We start from the raw sequence: 15,594 nt of genomic DNA, 5'->3' as shown, positions 1-15,594 counted from the left end.
TTTCACTGCGAGGGATCCTCACAGTTCAGGAGTCAACCGATGTGGGGGCAGCCCCGCTTGTAATACATGGCGTTGTTGTAGGTTTCGCACAAGACGGTCGATGTCACCGAGATCCTCGACGTCGGCGAGCGGGGTGTACAGCAGCCCGTGGTTCTCGACGTTGCTTTTCACGTGACGGGCAAGCAGCTCGTGTTCCCGATCTTTTGAATCGAGGCTCTCAACAAGATCCCGATATGAAGGATTGCCGACCGGGGAGATCGACCTCGTCGGGCGATTTGTCGTTGCGCAGCCCTTTGTAGCTCGGGTGTCTGAGTCCGCCACCGACGTACTCGCGGTACTCGACGTCACAGACATAAATCGGAGCTGAGTAGCGTGCCACTCGCGCTATTGCGGATGGAAATTCAATTGGAACGGTGAAATCTATACCGACGTCGTCAAAGTCTCTGCCAGCCCACCCCACGCAGCGGGCGCAACATCGCGACCCGCCGTGAAGTCGAGGAGATGATGCTTGAACGCGGTGTCGTGGTGAGTTACGAGACGATCCGGCGGTGGTGCGCCAAAGTCGGGCAGGCCTACGGCAACGGGCTGCGCGGGCGGCAGTCTCGGCCCTGTGACAAATGGCATCTCGACGAGGTCTTCATCGAAGATCAACGGCACTCTGCATTACCTGTGGCGTGCGGCCGACCAGGAAGGCACTGTGCTTGATGTGCTGGTTCAGTCGCGCTGAAACGGTAACGCCGCCAAGCGATTCTTCCGCCGGCTGCTCAAAGGTGCCGAGTATGTGCCGCGGGTGATTGCCACTGACAATTTGACCAGCTATGGCATCGCCCATCGCGAGTTGCGGGCCTCTGTCGAGCATCGCCGGTCCAGGTATTTGAACAACCGGGCCGAGAATTCCCATCAGCCGACCCGGCAGCGGGAGCGGGCGATGAAACGGTTCACCTCGGTCGGACACGCGCAACGGTTCTTGTCTGTGTTTAGTTCGATCTCACCGCATTTTCGGCCCGGCCGGCACCGGCTCACTGCACTCAAATGGCGTACCGAGATGGCCGCCGGTTCGCGGTCTGGCAGGACGTCACGGCGACCAACGTCGCTGCCTGAAAGTGAACGGACCGGCGGTATGCCGGAACAGCATGTCCAAAACAGGTTTCAGTGCAACGCTTTTCGGCTAACGTGACAGTGCCCTTAGTGAGGACGAACTACACGCCAAGATGTCGGACGTACGTTCCCGACTCAATCGAGACTGAAAATCGCTGCGCTCCACAGAAACCTGGACGCAGTCACGTCTGGACGACGCCGACCACCGGCGCAAAGTCGCACGGCGGCAATCCATTGCTCGTATTGTCGAGCACGCTACCGAAAACCACGAACACGACGGTGCCTCGGCCCGTGTCGAGCGTGTTGGACAGAGTCACGATGTAGTCAGCCGGGCGCTGCTGATGGAGCGGCGCCCGTCCGGATGCCATGGTGCTCAGATTCACCCACGCAACCTCGAGCAGGTCAGCTTGGCGGGGCGAGGACATCGCCGTGTTCATGGCGCTGAAAAACACATTCACCTGGCCCGGAGCGATGATCGGCACCGGCAGACTCTCGTCGACCGCGGGACCCGCAATCGCTTGGGCAATGCCGACCGAGTAGTTGTCGCTGCCAAATCCGCTCGGCAGGCAATCGGCCGCTGCCGTGTCGTACAGGAAAGGCTGGGCCTGTCCTTCTACCAGGTGCACGGACCTCGGAAAATAGTTGTATCGAGGAGCCCCGCCGGCGATCCGCGAGAGCGTCGTCGCGACTGACGCTGCAGTTCGGGTACTGATCGGCATCGCTGCGGACTGCAACGCGGCCGATACTGCCGCCACGTCGCCCAGCGGTTGGGCGTTGGCCTGAGCCGGGACGGTCACAGCCATGACAACACCGACACTCGCCATCAGTCCTGCAATCCGTTTGTGCATGCCTGAATAGTAATACGAACAGTCCGTTTTGGTTTGGGCGGCGCGTAGTAGTCCGGTGCTGGCGCGCCTTGTACGACAAGCAAAGGTCCGCGAAACACCTTGCATGGATCTTTCCCGGCATCGTCGACAGTGCAATCCTCGGCTCTACCATCGCGATCGTTTTCCTCAGCAAGCTCGAAACCAGTATCTGGGACAAAGACTTCTACATCGCCCTCGCCGGCAGCGTCGTCGCGATCAGCATCCTCGGCAACGCCTACCACGCATTCCATGCCGCAGCCGCCGCACACACACAGATCGCAACCGGGGGAGAGGTCGGATACGTACCCCTCGAACCCGCGATCGCGGCCCTCATCGCCGTCATCCCGCCCGCGCTTGTCCTGGCATTCACGCACGGCATCGGGATTTTGATCAAAGCCACGGGCATCGCGTACGGCGACTACCGAACGCAGATCGACAACCACAACGCCATCCCCACCATCGCCGCCGGCGAGGACGCCACGCAAACCCCGGGAAGCCACGCACCCGCAGCAGGCTTTGCCGCCGTAATGGATACCGCGCAAAGCCCGACGAACACCGACAATGCGGCCGACAGCTCTACACATGAAATGCAACCCGACAACCGAATCACCGACCTCGATGTTGCCGACACTGACATTCAGGCGAACACTTTGCCCGCCATTGCACTCGAGCCGGATCTCTTTGCCGAACTCGAAGTGTTCATTGCAACCTCCGATCTTCCCGACAACGTCAAAGACACCGCCCGACGCAAACTCGCCGACCCCACCCTCACCTGGGAAGCAATCGCCCAGAACTCGACGCCTCCCGTCGTCACCTCGACCGCGTGGCGGCGCTACGAAAGATTCGACACCGCCGCCCGCGCAGCAGGATTCGATAACCCACCCCTCTTCGACATGCGGGCATCCGAACACAGTGACACCGACCAACTCGCCGCCGCGAACTGATCACGCCAGGCTCCGCGCCCGATGTCATCACCAACGGGGACGGCAGAGGTCTCGGCAGTGCAGCAACATCACCAGGGCAACAACGATGTGAAGGATCTGCAGCCATGACGGAGCATCTCGACAGACGCACGCACTCGACTACGCGCCGGCCGCAACCTCGAGGACTGCGAACCCGAGCGAAGATCCTCGCAGCCGCAGCCACCCGATTCGACACCGAAGGTTATTCATTGGCCAGCATCAACGACATCCTCGCCGGCGCCGAAACAACCAAAGGTGCAATGTACTTCCACTTCGCATCCAAAGAAGCGATGGCGCAGCAGCTCGCCAGCGACTGGTCGACCGCAGTGCACAAGGCATTCTCCGCCGCCGCCGGCGAACCTCTCATCCAACAAATGACAACGGTATTCCGCAGCCTTGCACGCCAACTCGAATCGGATACAAACCTGCGAGCCGGGCTGAAACTGACTCTCGAACCGTCCATCGACGGCGCCCATCAGAGCTACATGCAGTGGGTAGATGAGACCAGCGAGCTCGTCGACCGCGCTAACGAGGCCGGCGACATCAGTGACACCGATGCCGCACACCGACTCGCTTGGAACCTCTGCGCAGGATTCACCGGCGCCGTCCAAGCCTCCGCGGTTCTTCGTGAAGACGTCAACCTCTCGACCCGCGTCGAAGACGTCCTCGACGCGCACATCTCCGCAATCGCGGCGCCAGCGCGCAATCATCACCGGATACGTGATCTCGGAGATGCCATCCGAAACACAAAACTCGCGACGGAACTGATCATCACCGCAGGCGACCCATGCCTCTGAGACACTGACATCCCATACGCCACCACGATCGGGGGATCGGCCATGGACAACCCGCACGATAGCGACGAAAACGGCCGGTTTCCGGCACCTACCTCGCGGTATCTGCCTACCAGCCTAGCTCTTGAGACCACTGGAAAATTTCTGTAGCGACCGGGGTAGACATTCGCATTTACCTGTTGTATGTTTTCTCTCGTACCGAAAAGAACAAATCAAGAGGTGCGGGAGAAATGAACTACCCGCAAGCAGTACCGCAGGGCAGGGCAGCGTCGAGGCCGAAAAGTTGTGTTCGAGTGTGTGGCCTCGGCAGCCCCTTGAGAGCGGCTACCGGACAGCGCAATTGAGTCCGGCAGCTCGAAAGAGTGCAGTTGTGTAAGGAAGTTCAACCCAGACCCCCGGCGGCCTTCACGGCGCCGGGGGTCCCGTCCGTTGACCGAAAGAAGACATCCCATTCAGGCAGAAGTACCCGGCAGTGCACTGTCCGGAAAATTCGACGACGAAGACTACCCGGCATACAGCATGGGCCAGGCCGCTGAGCTTCTCGGTGTCCGGCAAGCGTTCCTGCGCAGTCTCGACGCCGCGAAACTTCTCACCCCGCAACGCTCCGGCGGCGGGCATCGCCGCTACTCCCGCTATCAACTCCGTCTCGCTGCCCGCGCCCACGAGCTCGTCGCGGACGGTACGGCTCTGGAGTCGGCGTGCCGGATCATCATCCTCGAAGATCAACTCGCCGAAGCTCTCCGTATCAATGCCGAACTCCAACACGACCGGCAGCAGGAGAACGGGGCCGGCGCCGCGCCCGAATAGCCCCGGTCAGGTTCCGACAATGCAGACGTCCTGATCGCGGTCGTGTTCACCGGTCGGCCTCGGTCGTGAATTCTGTTGCGGCGGTGCGAACGTCGCGGATCTGCTCGAGTTGCGGATGCGAACCGAACACCAGCGGAAGCGTCCGTCAACGTGAGGGATGGCCGTCATCTGGCTTCGCCCGAATCAGGGTGATCCAGGTTCGGGCGTCGCCCGATCAGATTGCAGCCATTGTGAACCCGCGACGCCGGGTTTTGATGTCGCATGCGCGGTGTGCGGCGACGAGCCGGTCGTGCAGGTGTTGATCGACGCCGAACTTGCGGAATTCGCGGGCGCCACTGCGACGGTCGCCCCGATTCCCGATGGTGGCACGGTGCAGTTCCAGGAGAACGGCGTCAACATCGGTTCTCCGGTCGCGGTCTCCGCTACCGGCACTGCGACGTTGTCGTACACGTTCACAACCAACGGTAATCAGTCGATCACCGCGATCTACTCCGGAACCCCCGCGTTCGCTGGTTCGACCTCGGCACCGGTGGTCGTGGACGTTCACGGCGGCGGAGGCGGCTCGTTCGGTTCGCTCGGATCGCTCGGATCACTCGGATCACTCGGATCACTCGGATCGAGTGGTTCGCACAACATGTGCAACTCCGGGTCGATGGGCAGCTGACCTAGCACGCTAGAAAATTCGGCCGGGTTGGAACGCAACGGTTCCGGCCCGGCCGTCTGCCGTATCGGGGGAGATGCCGTCACCGAGATCAACTGTGACGAAAATCACTTTGTATAGATTTTGTGAGCAGCGGTGATTGCTGATCGATTACCGGCGAGCTGTTCGTTGTGAAATTCAGCCTCGGGCATCGTGACGTTCTTCCCATTTTTCCCGCTCGGTAAACCTGTCACCGAAATGGTGTTTCACCTACGGTGATGGGTGAGAATCGACAATGTGAAGGAATGCACGCCCTTCGTTTGCCGACGGTGGCCGAACAAGCAGGCGGGCGAGAAAATCTGCGCTCTGGTTATTTCGGTCTATTGACTCCGACCGAATGGTTTGTCACGGTCAGGCGTCGGATTAGACCAGTCCAGGGGCAGGGGCACGTATATGGCAGCATCTCGATTCGTCCGGATACCGTCGCAGGGCAGTCGATTCACGATGGCAGTTGCCGTCATCCTGGCAGCGGTGATGCTCATCTTCGCGACGTCGAGGGAGGCGTCGGCGGCGCAGCCACCGGTGGGTCTGGGAACTGCGGAAACATTCGCGGTGTTGGCGGGGACCACGGTCACCAACACCGGTCCCTCGGTGATCTCCGGCGACCTCGGGGTCAGTCCGGGCAGCGCTGTGACCGGATTTCCTCCGGGTACCGTGATCAGCGGGTCCCAACACGTCGCCGACGCGGTGGCGTTGCAGGCGCAATCGGACCTGACCACTGCCTACAACGATGCCGCCGGCAGAACGCCGGCGACGACGGTGGCGAGCGATCTCGGTGGTCAAACCCTGGTTGCGGGCGTCTATCAGACAGCTGCTGCGATGGCGTTGACCGGCACGGTCACCCTCGATGCGCAGGGTGACCCGAATGCCGTGTTCATTTTCCAGGCGGGATCGACGTTGATCACCGCATCGAACAGCACTGTCGCCCTCATCAACGGCGCCTCACCGTGCAATGTGTTCTGGCAGGTCGGTAGCTCGGCCACACTCGGTACCAACACCACCTTCGTCGGAACGATCATGGCGTTGACGTCGATTTCGGTGCAGACAGGCTCGACCATCTCCGGCCGTGCGTTGGCTCGTAACGGCCAGGTGAGCTTGGATACCAACACTATTACCCGCCCGGAGTGTGGGCCGCCGCCGACAACGACCACCACAACCACGACGACAACGACCACGACGACAACGACGGATGTCACGACCACCACGACGACGCCGGTCACTACGACGACGACGCCGGTCACCACCACGACGACGCCGGTCAGTACTACGACGACACCCGTCACGAGCATCGGTCCCATTATTCCGATTCCCATTCCGATCCCTATTCCGATTCCCATCCCCTTTCCCGGTAGCTCAGGATCCGGAGGATTCCCCGGTGGGCCTGGTAGTCCCGGACCCGAAGGACCTGGCGGACCCGGTGGACCTGGTGGGCCCGGTAGTCCCGGACCCGAAGGACCTGGCGGACCCGGTAGCCCCGGGCCTCAGGGACCTGGCCCTGGAGGACCCGGCAGTCCCGGACCCGAAGGACCTGGCGGACCCGGTCAGCAGGGCGGACCCGGCCAGAAACGCGGGCCGGTGATCCCGAAGGGCCATCCGGAAACAGGTGCGGGCGGCGCAGCCCACCACATCGACCTTGTCGACGGGCAATAGCCGCTCATGAGGGGCCTCGAACCAGAACCACACCCCGAACCGCATCCGGAACCGGAATCAGGTGGTGGAAAAGCCAGGCAGTGGGGACTGGCTCTGGCTCTACTGGTCATCGCCGCAGCGTTGCTGCTGGCAGTTGGGCTTCGAGGCAGCGGCGGCTCGCCACAACTGGCACCCCCGTTGTCGCTCGGGCCCACCACATCGATTTCGCCGGATGTGGTGGAGCCCGAATCGGCTCTCGCAGCACCGATCTCGCTGCGAATCCCGCAGATCGGAGTCGACGAGACGCTGATCGAACTCGGGCTCAACGCCGACGAGACCGTGGAAGTGCCGCTCGACTACCAAAAGCCTGGATGGTTCAAATACGGACCTACGCCGGGGACCACCGGCTCGTCCGTCATCCTGGGCCATGTCGACTCGTTCGACGGGCCGGCAGTGTTCTATCAATTGGATTCCCTCGCTGCCGGAGATCGGGTGGAGGTCACGTTGGCGGACGGTGCAACCGCTCACTTCGAGGTCACCCGCCTCGCCACGTACCCGAAGGAACAATTTCCCGCTGAAGAGGTCTACGGCGAACACGGATACAGTGCCCTGCAGTTGGTGACATGCGGAGGTGAGTTCGATCCCGTCACCCGAAGCTACGAATCCAACGTCGTGGCCTACACCTCACTGGTCGAGACAGTGAGTGCGTCGGGTGAGGTCATTCCAGCACCGGCCTCCGCGCGGGCACCGATGGATTCCAGCCCGTAACGCTTTGAGCTCCTTTAGGACTGGCGATTCGACGGTTGACGGTGTTGTGGCCGTTGCTGCGAGAAGGGCAACTGCATCGAGCGGGGTATCGCCCACAACCGAAGCCTGACGTTTGTCGGGTCGGTGCCTCGTTTGCCCCTTGCCGGGCTATTGGCTCCGGGAACAGCAGGCTTCGCCACTCTGCTCACCGAGACCATTCCCGTGGGGGGTTCTGCTGTCGATGAGCCAGGATCTCGGAATCAGTTGCGGGGCAATCGGTGACGGTCTTTGCCGTGGGGTCGGTGCTCGCTGCGGTGCCTTGACCAGATTGGCCACCGGCTGGCAGCGGAGGCGCCCTTCTCCTGCTAGCCATCGGCGGTTTCGCGGTGGCCAACACCGTCACCGCGGCATTCCCCGATTACAGGATTATCTTCACGGCACAACAGATATCCCACGCCAGATCCTGTGCGAGAACCCTCTATTGCGACCATCACTACCCCTGGCAACCGCTCCGCGACGGTGAACTAGACGAGCACCTCGAGCGTGCATCAGCACTCCCAGCGCGAGACCCCACCCGATCTCCGAGAGCACCACGGCCACTCCTGCCTGGCCGGTGACATCGGTGCTGGCGTCCACGCTGAACGCGGTTGTGAACCCTGCCGCCGTGCCCGCGGCGGCGGCGAGCCCGCCGGCCATCGCCCAGCGAGAGAGGTGAGCCGCGGCGAGACACACCAGCACCGTCGTTATTCCACAGGCGATCACTTGCCAGGTGGGGAACTGGTTCGATGCCGGTAGTGCGGGGCCGCGGAACTCTCCTTTGTAGTCGGCGGACCAACTCAGCCAACCCACACAGGACAGGAATCCCAGGGGAAACGCGATCAGACCGGTTGCCCACAGCCCCAACCTGCCACTGCCCGTATATGTCTCGGCCGAACTCTCACGGCCCGGGGTGTGTTGCAGTCCGGCCTGCTCTGACAGCAAGGCCGACCGGATGATGCCGGCGCCGATCATGGTGGGTACGCCCACGAAGGTGAATACGCTCCAGAGGAACTGTGACCAGGAAAAGTCGAAATCAACATCCATGGCTGGAGTATGCACCTATACGACACCCGTAGATGGCAGGGTCGTGTCCGCGAACAGTGCGTGGCGGCCGGTTATGGAACGGGGATCGATCGTCGCGAGCCTCGGGGGATTCACTCACGCGACTGAGGTGAGAGCGCCGCGGAGTTTCAGCCAGGGGAGAACGAAGTGCAGAGCACGAAGCAACTACTCGCAAAAGTACCGGACATGCATATTGTTACGGGCGACCCGGTGGAGAGTGCTCGCCGTACAGCCGGTCTCGGAATCGACCGTTGCCGAGACAGTGATTCGTGAGACATTGCATGGTTTGCTTGGCACCAGTTGGCACCAGTTGGCACGGTGATCGGAGCTCCTGAATCAGAACCGATCACGGCAACGCAGGAAGCACGTTTTTCCGCAGTTCGGTCACCAACGCAGCAGGATCGTCGACGTACACACTCACGTAGTCGACAGATGAGGTCTTACGGTGCCGTGGCAGCATCGCGGGCAGTTGAATCGAGATCGGTTGAGTGAGAACGATATCGACGTTCGTTCCGTCCATATTGGGAAGGTATAGCCGATCCTCGACGATGATCGGATTGGTCTCGGCAAGCCGGCGAGAGAGCGCTGCCGATGTGATGTCCGAACGATGGATTGACGCGACGATCGTGCCGGACTGCCGCACCACGAAATGAGAATCGGTCAGGTAGTGCGGATGCACACGGTGAACGGCCAGATATCCGAGCAGCGCCAGCAACGACCACACCGACAGCACCGCAAGTACGACACGAAGCCACATCCACGGGAGGACGAAGTGCAGCACACCGATCTCCATGAGGGTTGCGACACCGAACGCCGCGGGCAGGACCAATGATCCGCGGCTCGACCGGAACGCGAGCCCGCCGGGTTCGATGCCGGTGTCGCGGCCCCGTGCCCAGAACCACAGCGAGGTGTACGCACGGATCTCCGCTCGAATCATCGGCCAGAATGGTGAATCACCGAACGTCGCAGACACTGCCTCTGATCTTCCGATTCCGCTGCGTCGATGGACTCTGAAAGTTGCCGCGAACCCGAGCATCACAAGCAGGGCCAAGGGAAGTTCGACGGCGACGAACAAGTAAAGCGCTTGTCTGGGAGCGAGAACGCCTATCGCGAGCAGGACGGCATTGACGGCGAGGACAGTCACTGTCACCAGTTGCGTTACCCGGTGAAAAGCCTTGGCGCTGAGAATGTTCATTCCGCGACCTCTGTCGATCCCGTCAAGGTCAGGAGCTCGCGTTGCACGCGTAGGACCACCTCTCGTTGAGCCGGATCGGGAATGACATCGTCGAGTGAGACCGGCATGCCGGCGTCTCCCCATTGCGCGGAATCGGACTCCATATCGGTGAATGTGCCTGCATCTTCGAACTGCGCGATCAACTTCCGGGACAGTAGTTCGATCTCCGTGTCTGCCGAATCCGGTGTCCGCCCAGCCAAATTCGACCACTCGGCGAGAAACGCAAAATAGCGGGAACGCTGCTTATCGTCGGCTATCGACGCCGCATACGACGACAGAAACTCATCGGGCACATTGCCGGAGATGGCGAGCACTTCGAGCAGATCACGTTCACGCTCGAGTGCCGCACGCACCGCAGGCGTTGGAGCAGTAGCGATGGCGGTAGCCAACACACCTTCGAGATCTGAGGGCAGCGCGGAGATCGGACGGCCGTTTTCGACATCAGCGAGCATCGACGTGAGTTTGACGAGCCGCCGCGCCAACTTCGCGTGCTCGGCATGCACTACATCGATCAGTGCGTGGAGATCGGTGATCGTATCGTCGGTGTCCTCGTCGGACGCATCTTGGGAAAGTATCGCGGCAACCGATCCGAGGGGGACTCCACTGTCCGCGAGCCAGCGAATGCGCATCAGACGGACGACGTCGCTCATCGTGTATTCGCGATAGCCGTTCGAGCGGCGATGTGGCTCGTCCAGTAGTCCGAGGCGGTGGTAGTGGCGGACCGTTCTCGGTGTGGTGTCGGCAGCGGCGGCGAGCTGACCTATTTGCATGCTCCCAGTGTCAACTATGACCTAACGTCAAGGTCAAGAAGTGCAGATCTGCACGGAGGGAAACCGCTTCTTCCATGTCTCTGAATCGGCCGATTCTGAGGCATCGATCGGTGAGACACGAGTCCTCCCACAGTTTTTTTAAAGGTTTGCGAGCGACAAGGCCCGGAGGGGCGCTCACCTGCAGATAGGTAGCAACCCTAGTGTGCCGCTACGACCCTGCTGTGTAATCGCCTGGCTGATCCTCGTTGGTATTCGACCCCGGCACGGGGGTGTCCCTCGAGCTGCGTCCCATTTTCGAATCTCTCTCGAAGTCTTCCGTGGTTTGGGGCGCGCCATCGTCGTACTGCTGAACCGTCGTAGGGTTCGTTGTTCGAGGTGTTTGGTCCTGGCCTCGATTGGTGAGCGCCAAGTACGAACCGGCGAGGACGACCGCAACTGCGGCAGCTGCTACAGCGACACCCTTTTGACGATTCACAATCTCAACCTCCAATTATTGAGGCGGCTTGGTGTTCCGCAAACAAAGACGGGATCTCCTCCGACGACTCGATCGTAGTCATAGAGCAGAATCCTGAACGCGACCGCCTCCCGGCCCTCTTTTGCATAGTTATGCGCTACTTCAGGTCGTCTCTCATTCGGCCGTTGCCGAGACACCGAAAGCTGAGACACCACCATTTGACCGGAGAAGCGAGTTCAGTTCATCAGCCCGTAGAAAATGGTTCCGGAGCGAAATCGACTGCAACAGTTGTCGAATCGTAATGTGTCTCAGAAACCCGTCTCACCTTCTCCAACGCCGACTTGAGTGTGTCTGACGTTTCTGAGACAGTCTTCCCACTTGTGCGCTGTGCTTGAATGTCGTCCTCACCGAGCTCGGGAAATAGCCGTGGTAGTGACTTACTTCAGGTGCCGGTACAGCGTCGTGCGCCCGACGCCGATGATTTCGGCGATGTCGGTCAGATGCATTCCGTTCTCCCGCATCCGTTGCGCCTGTGCGAGTTTCGTCGACGTCATCTTCGGAGGCCGGCCGCCGGTGCGGCCACGCGCCCGCGCCGCGGCGAGACCGACCTGAGTCCTTTCCCGGATCAGATTGCGTTCGAATTCAGCGAGAGCACCAAAGATGGAAAAGATCAGTTTTCCGCCGGAGGTTGTGGTGTCGATCGCTTCGGTCAACGACTTGAAGCCGACACCGCGAGCGGCGAGATCCTCCACCGTCTGCAGCAGGTGGGGGAGTGAGCGACCCAACCGGTCCAGGCGCCAGACGACCAACGTGTCCCCGTCGCGAAGATGCGACAGCAGGTCGCTCAGTTGCGGGCGAGTGGTGGTTGCACCCGATGCGGTTTCGGTCCAGACCTTGAAACAGCCGGCAGCGCTGAGAGCGTCGCTCTGCGGATCGACAGTCTGATCGGTAGTCGAGACCCTCGCGTAGCCCTGTGACTCTCGGAATTATTTGGCACGTTTTTCCCCGAATTATTTGGCACGGAGAACGCGACGAGATCTGTCGAGCGTTGACGTGACGGACTGACTTCCGGCTAGTTTCAGAGTGCCGGGAGCATTCCGGCTTCCCGTTCGGTGCGCGCCAACTCGATGTTCGCGTACAACGCCGATCGCTTCAAACCTGTATTTCGGCACAGTGTTTCGATCTTGAACTGCCCGGTCTCGTACGTTTGCAACAGGTACGCACGCTCGTCCGGCGTGAGCTTGTGCTGACGGCCTTTCATCTTGCCGGCCGCGGCAGCCGCGGCCACGGCGTCCCTGGTTCGACTCCGGATCAGGTCTGACTCGAATTCGGCCATCAGCCCGAGGACGCCGATGAACATCTTGCCCATCGGGTCGGTGGGGTCGTAAATCTTCCCGTCGATAGACAACGCCACACCCTTGTCAGCGAGTCGTCCCACCGTCTCGTGAAGGTCCTTCGCCGATCGGGAGAGTCGATCGAGTTTGGTCACGCAGAAGACGTCGCCTTCGCGGGCAGCGTTGATCGCATTGTCGAGTCCGGGTCGCCGGGTCTGCCGGCCACTGATTCCGTGATCGACGTAGACCCGGTCGCGGTCGACACCTTCCTTGGCGAGTAGTCCGACCTGAATCGACGAATCCTGAGCCGCCGTACTCACGCGCGCGTAGCCGATCTTCATTGCACTCCCGATTTTCGCTGTTCACGACGTCCTGCACACAAACTGTCCGCTGGAAACTATGCCATACCGGACGAATTCAAAGGACATCTAAAATGGACGAAAGTGCGAGAATTTGTCCACGTCAATTTCACACAGAAGCCCGTTTGCGATCGTCCGGTATGCCGATGCTTGGGTTCATGCGGTGATCGCAACATCTCTGATCAGTGGTGTTGCGATCACCGCATGAACCCAAGGATGGTCAAAACGCACACCCAAACCCGCAGAAGCGCTCTGGTGCGCCTTAGGTGGAAATCGCCCGACCAGTGCGGACAGATACCTGCACAGCTCAAGACGCGTAACGCCGAGCCGAGATCGACATCTCAGCGTTTGGATATCGTCCAGGTTTGAGCAGTCGGCGCCGTAGGCGAGAAGTTGTGTTCGCGGTCATAGGTGAGGTTCGGGATTCCGGTGTTGTGTACCGCCAGGGTTCGGTGGCATTGACGGACCCTGACGGTGCACAGATCGTTTGGGTGGAGCCTTATGCGTGCACGGGACCCATGAGGCCTCGGCCGGATTCCATCAGGCCGAGGCGGACTGGTTGGCTGTCTTCGAAGACGATGTCACCGCCGAGAACGACGTGCCGCAGATCGAAGTCATCTGCACCGAACAGCAACAGATCAGCACGTTGACCAGCAACGAGATGTCCCTTGTCTGTCCATCCGTGGAGATCGGCCACGTTCGTCGAAGTGACCTTGGCTGCGGTTTCCAGACTTACGGAGTCCGTGCGAGCGAGTTCCTGGAATACCTCGAGGATCAGGGGAGGTCGGAGCCGGATCAGGTCGACCTCGCCATGCCCGTGGCAGTGTGAGATGTTGCCGCCCGAGTCGGAGCTGACGGTGATTTGGGTGTCGGGGACGCCGGCTTCGAGCATGCGGATCACGGCCTCTGAAGGAATCACTGAGCCTTCGCTGCCGTGGTTCGGTGAGAGGCCCGCAGTCACGTCGGCAGTACCGCCCGCGATGGCGAAGTCGGTGGCTTCCTTGAGGAGTCGGTCCGTCCAGTTGACATGGGTGATCTGGAAGTGTGAGGCAACACTGCCACCTCCGCCGTGCATCGAGGACCAGTGCGCCCCTTCCTGGAACGAGTATCGAGAGACAACTTCCTTGACGACATCGATCGCAGCGGGCAGGACACCGGCGTGGACGTGGACGACGCCTTTTTTGGCCGCCATCTGTGATCCGCTGATGACCTGCCAGAGCAGCCTGTGGAGTTCGTCGGCGGTCCACGGCGGTGCCATGTAGTCCGATATAGCGATCTTAGCGCCGAGGGCCTTCTCGCAGATCAGCATGTCGGTGGACAACGACTGTGTCAGTGTGATCGACGGGTTGCTGTATCCACTGGACCAGAAGTAGGTCGACAGCCCCTCGGATTCTAGACTGCGAGCCTTCTGGAAGAGATTGATCATCGAGCGCGAGAGGTAGTCCGCGCCCGGGCATCCGACAGCAGTGGTGATGCCGTACGAGACGATCTCCGAGAAAGAGAAATCAGGCTCGCGGGAGACTGGTCCTGCGCCGATGCTCCCGGCCCCCGTGAAGTGGAGGTGTGAGTCGATGAAGCCGGGAACCATAACGAGGCCGGTTCCGTCGAGAGTCCTGAATTCGACACCTGGAATATCAGGAGTTTCATTGCCGATTGATAGAATTTTCTTGTCGAAGACGTAGACGTCACATCGTCCCAAAGGGCTTGGTGAATAGACGTCCACGTTGGAGATTTTCAGGCCAGTAGCTCGTGAATTGGGCATAGCTGCAAAACCTTTCATGTCATGTGCAGCGAAGTGGGCCGTTCGACTGACGGCTAATCAGTTCCGATGCCTCCACGAGAGGACCGCCAGGGTGTGAGGTCCAGTTACGGGACCGAGGGCGGGCTGACGACCCAGAGCGCTTCGCCCGTGGAGGGTCCGATGTTCCGAATTTCGTGTGCGGCGGTGGTGCGGTATTCGATGCTGTCACCCGGGTGCATCGTGTGTTCTACTCCGTCGAGCCTGAACTGGAAGGTTCCTCGCAGGATGACGAGCACTTCGTGTGAATCCCCGTGGGTGTAGTCGTCTCCTCCTGACGATTCGCCTGGTTCGTATTCGGAGACTGTGACTTCTACTTCGCGTAGCGGAGGGCGGGTGAGGCTGAAGCTTCGTATCCCTGAATCCGACGGCACCTGAGGACGGTCCTTCTTTCGTAGGACTTTGCCCGCGATCGAGGTCTGTTCGAAGAGGTCGACGAAGGCGATGCCGAGCGCGCTGGCCACCTGTCGAAGTACCGGGATGCTGGCATTAGCTCGGCCGTTTTCGATCTGGCTGATGAATGCCGGACTGATTCCGGCGAGCTCACTCAACTTTCGGATCGACAGTTTTCGCGCCTTGCGAAACTGTCTGATCCGAATTCCCAATGCTTTTCGTTCTGGTTCGAGCTCCACGATATCGCCCTTGCAATTCAAATGAGTTAACAACCTGATTGTTAACAGTATACAAGGTCGATACTGTGTTTCCTGAAGCGCGGCGTCAGTGCACGGACGATGTTTCGGCTATCTCCTGCGCCGCCGGATCCGAGTACTCCTTCATCAATGCCGCTGCGACGAGCGAGATGACGCCAGTGATGCTCATGTAGATGGCGATCGACTGCCATGCGCCAGTCTTGTCCATGAGGTAGGTGGCGATGATCGGAACAGTAGAGGTGGCGAGCGTGCCGAGGGTGTACCCGATGGCCAAGCCGGTGTAGCGAACGG

13 protein-coding genes and 3 pseudogenes are annotated in these 15,594 nt (G+C 60.6%); 7 read left to right on the top strand and 9 right to left on the bottom strand.

Features of this window, described 5'->3' with window-relative positions; translation table 11 throughout:
* Positions 1–486: 486 nt before the first annotated feature.
* Positions 487–1,101 (top strand): annotated as a pseudogene (locus tag QM600_RS25990) (IS6 family transposase); the annotation flags it as partial.
* A gap of 179 nt (positions 1,102–1,280) precedes the next feature.
* Here QM600_RS25990 and QM600_RS25985 read toward each other — a convergent pair.
* Positions 1,281–1,946 carry an Rv1157c family protein gene (locus tag QM600_RS25985; protein ID WP_283264606.1) on the bottom strand — a complete coding sequence of 222 codons (666 nt, stop codon included), beginning with the start codon at positions 1,944–1,946 and terminating at the stop codon, positions 1,281–1,283.
* Positions 1,947–2,014: 68 nt separating this feature from the next.
* Here QM600_RS25985 and QM600_RS25980 point away from each other — a divergent pair, with 68 nt between their 5' ends.
* The 6 genes from QM600_RS25980 to QM600_RS25955 all read left to right on the top strand — a co-directional run bounded on the left by QM600_RS25980 (position 2,015) and on the right by QM600_RS25955 (position 7,624).
* Positions 2,015–2,908, top strand: a complete 894-nt coding sequence (locus QM600_RS25980; protein ID WP_283264604.1) for a hypothetical protein — start codon at positions 2,015–2,017, stop codon at positions 2,906–2,908.
* A gap of 104 nt (positions 2,909–3,012) precedes the next feature.
* Entirely contained in the window at positions 3,013–3,723 is a 711-nt protein-coding gene (locus QM600_RS25975; RefSeq protein ID WP_283264603.1) for a TetR family transcriptional regulator, read from the top strand.
* A gap of 426 nt (positions 3,724–4,149) precedes the next feature.
* Positions 4,150–4,527, top strand: a complete 378-nt coding sequence (locus QM600_RS25970; protein WP_283264601.1) for a MerR family transcriptional regulator — start codon at positions 4,150–4,152, stop codon at positions 4,525–4,527.
* A 289-nt stretch (positions 4,528–4,816) separates the two neighbouring features.
* Positions 4,817–5,191, top strand: coding sequence for an Ig-like domain-containing protein (locus QM600_RS25965; protein WP_283264600.1), 375 nt, complete (start codon positions 4,817–4,819; stop codon positions 5,189–5,191).
* 429 nt (positions 5,192–5,620) lie between these two features.
* Entirely contained in the window at positions 5,621–6,877 is a 1,257-nt protein-coding gene (locus tag QM600_RS25960) for an ice-binding family protein (RefSeq protein WP_283264599.1), read from the top strand.
* A gap of 6 nt (positions 6,878–6,883) precedes the next feature.
* On the top strand, positions 6,884–7,624 hold the full coding sequence (locus tag QM600_RS25955; RefSeq protein ID WP_283264598.1) for a class F sortase: 741 nt from the start codon (positions 6,884–6,886) through the stop codon (positions 7,622–7,624).
* 411 nt (positions 7,625–8,035) lie between these two features.
* Here the strand turns inward: QM600_RS25955 and QM600_RS25950 are convergent, their stop codons facing one another.
* From QM600_RS25950 to QM600_RS25915, 8 genes and pseudogenes are all read right to left on the bottom strand, one after another.
* Positions 8,036–8,686 carry a hypothetical protein gene (locus QM600_RS25950; protein WP_283264596.1) on the bottom strand — a complete coding sequence of 217 codons (651 nt, stop codon included), beginning with the start codon at positions 8,684–8,686 and terminating at the stop codon, positions 8,036–8,038.
* 364 nt (positions 8,687–9,050) lie between these two features.
* Positions 9,051–9,899, bottom strand: a complete 849-nt coding sequence (locus QM600_RS25945; RefSeq protein WP_283264594.1) for a hypothetical protein — start codon at positions 9,897–9,899, stop codon at positions 9,051–9,053.
* Positions 9,896–10,708: a helix-turn-helix domain-containing protein gene (locus QM600_RS25940; RefSeq protein WP_283264592.1), complete on the bottom strand. Its 813-nt coding sequence runs from the start codon at positions 10,706–10,708 to the stop codon at positions 9,896–9,898. The genes QM600_RS25945 and QM600_RS25940 overlap by 4 nt, the downstream gene beginning before the upstream one ends.
* An 891-nt stretch (positions 10,709–11,599) precedes the next feature.
* Positions 11,600–12,142 (bottom strand): annotated as a pseudogene (locus QM600_RS25935) (recombinase family protein); the annotation flags it as partial.
* A 98-nt stretch (positions 12,143–12,240) separates the two neighbouring features.
* Positions 12,241–12,837 (bottom strand): recombinase family protein, encoded by a 597-nt coding sequence (locus QM600_RS25930; protein ID WP_283264591.1) that lies wholly within the window; start codon positions 12,835–12,837, stop codon positions 12,241–12,243.
* A gap of 517 nt (positions 12,838–13,354) precedes the next feature.
* Complete coding sequence (locus tag QM600_RS25925; RefSeq protein WP_283264590.1) at positions 13,355–14,617, bottom strand: amidohydrolase family protein; 1,263 nt, start codon at positions 14,615–14,617, stop codon at positions 13,355–13,357.
* Positions 14,618–14,721: 104 nt separating this feature from the next.
* Positions 14,722–15,285 (bottom strand): helix-turn-helix domain-containing protein, encoded by a 564-nt coding sequence (locus QM600_RS25920; protein WP_283264589.1) that lies wholly within the window; start codon positions 15,283–15,285, stop codon positions 14,722–14,724.
* Positions 15,286–15,370: 85 nt separating this feature from the next.
* Positions 15,371–15,594 (bottom strand): annotated as a pseudogene (locus QM600_RS25915) (MFS transporter); the annotation flags it as partial.

It is taken from the genome of Rhodococcus sp. IEGM 1379, from assembly GCF_030056815.1.
GTDB lineage: Bacteria > Actinomycetota > Actinomycetes > Mycobacteriales > Mycobacteriaceae > Rhodococcus_F.
The sequence above is the reverse complement of the archived record's forward strand: the minus strand, read 5'-3'. Positions and strand labels throughout refer to the sequence as shown.

Excerpts from the sequence above, each read along its gene's own strand:
- QM600_RS25960 (WP_283264599.1), top strand. The coding sequence starts at position 5,621 with ATGGCAGCATCTCGATTCGTCCGGATACCGTCGCAGGGCAGTCGATTC.
- QM600_RS25930 (WP_283264591.1), bottom strand. The coding sequence starts at position 12,837 with ATGAAGATCGGCTACGCGCGCGTGAGTACGGCGGCTCAGGATTCGTCG.
- QM600_RS25955 (WP_283264598.1), top strand. The coding sequence starts at position 6,884 with ATGAGGGGCCTCGAACCAGAACCACACCCCGAACCGCATCCGGAACCG.
- QM600_RS25950 (WP_283264596.1), bottom strand. The coding sequence starts at position 8,686 with ATGGATGTTGATTTCGACTTTTCCTGGTCACAGTTCCTCTGGAGCGTA.
- QM600_RS25925 (WP_283264590.1), bottom strand. The coding sequence starts at position 14,617 with ATGCCCAATTCACGAGCTACTGGCCTGAAAATCTCCAACGTGGACGTC.
- QM600_RS25945 (WP_283264594.1), bottom strand. The coding sequence starts at position 9,899 with ATGAACATTCTCAGCGCCAAGGCTTTTCACCGGGTAACGCAACTGGTG.
- QM600_RS25985 (WP_283264606.1), bottom strand. The coding sequence starts at position 1,946 with ATGCACAAACGGATTGCAGGACTGATGGCGAGTGTCGGTGTTGTCATG.
- QM600_RS25940 (WP_283264592.1), bottom strand. The coding sequence starts at position 10,708 with ATGCAAATAGGTCAGCTCGCCGCCGCTGCCGACACCACACCGAGAACG.
- QM600_RS25975 (WP_283264603.1), top strand. The coding sequence starts at position 3,013 with ATGACGGAGCATCTCGACAGACGCACGCACTCGACTACGCGCCGGCCG.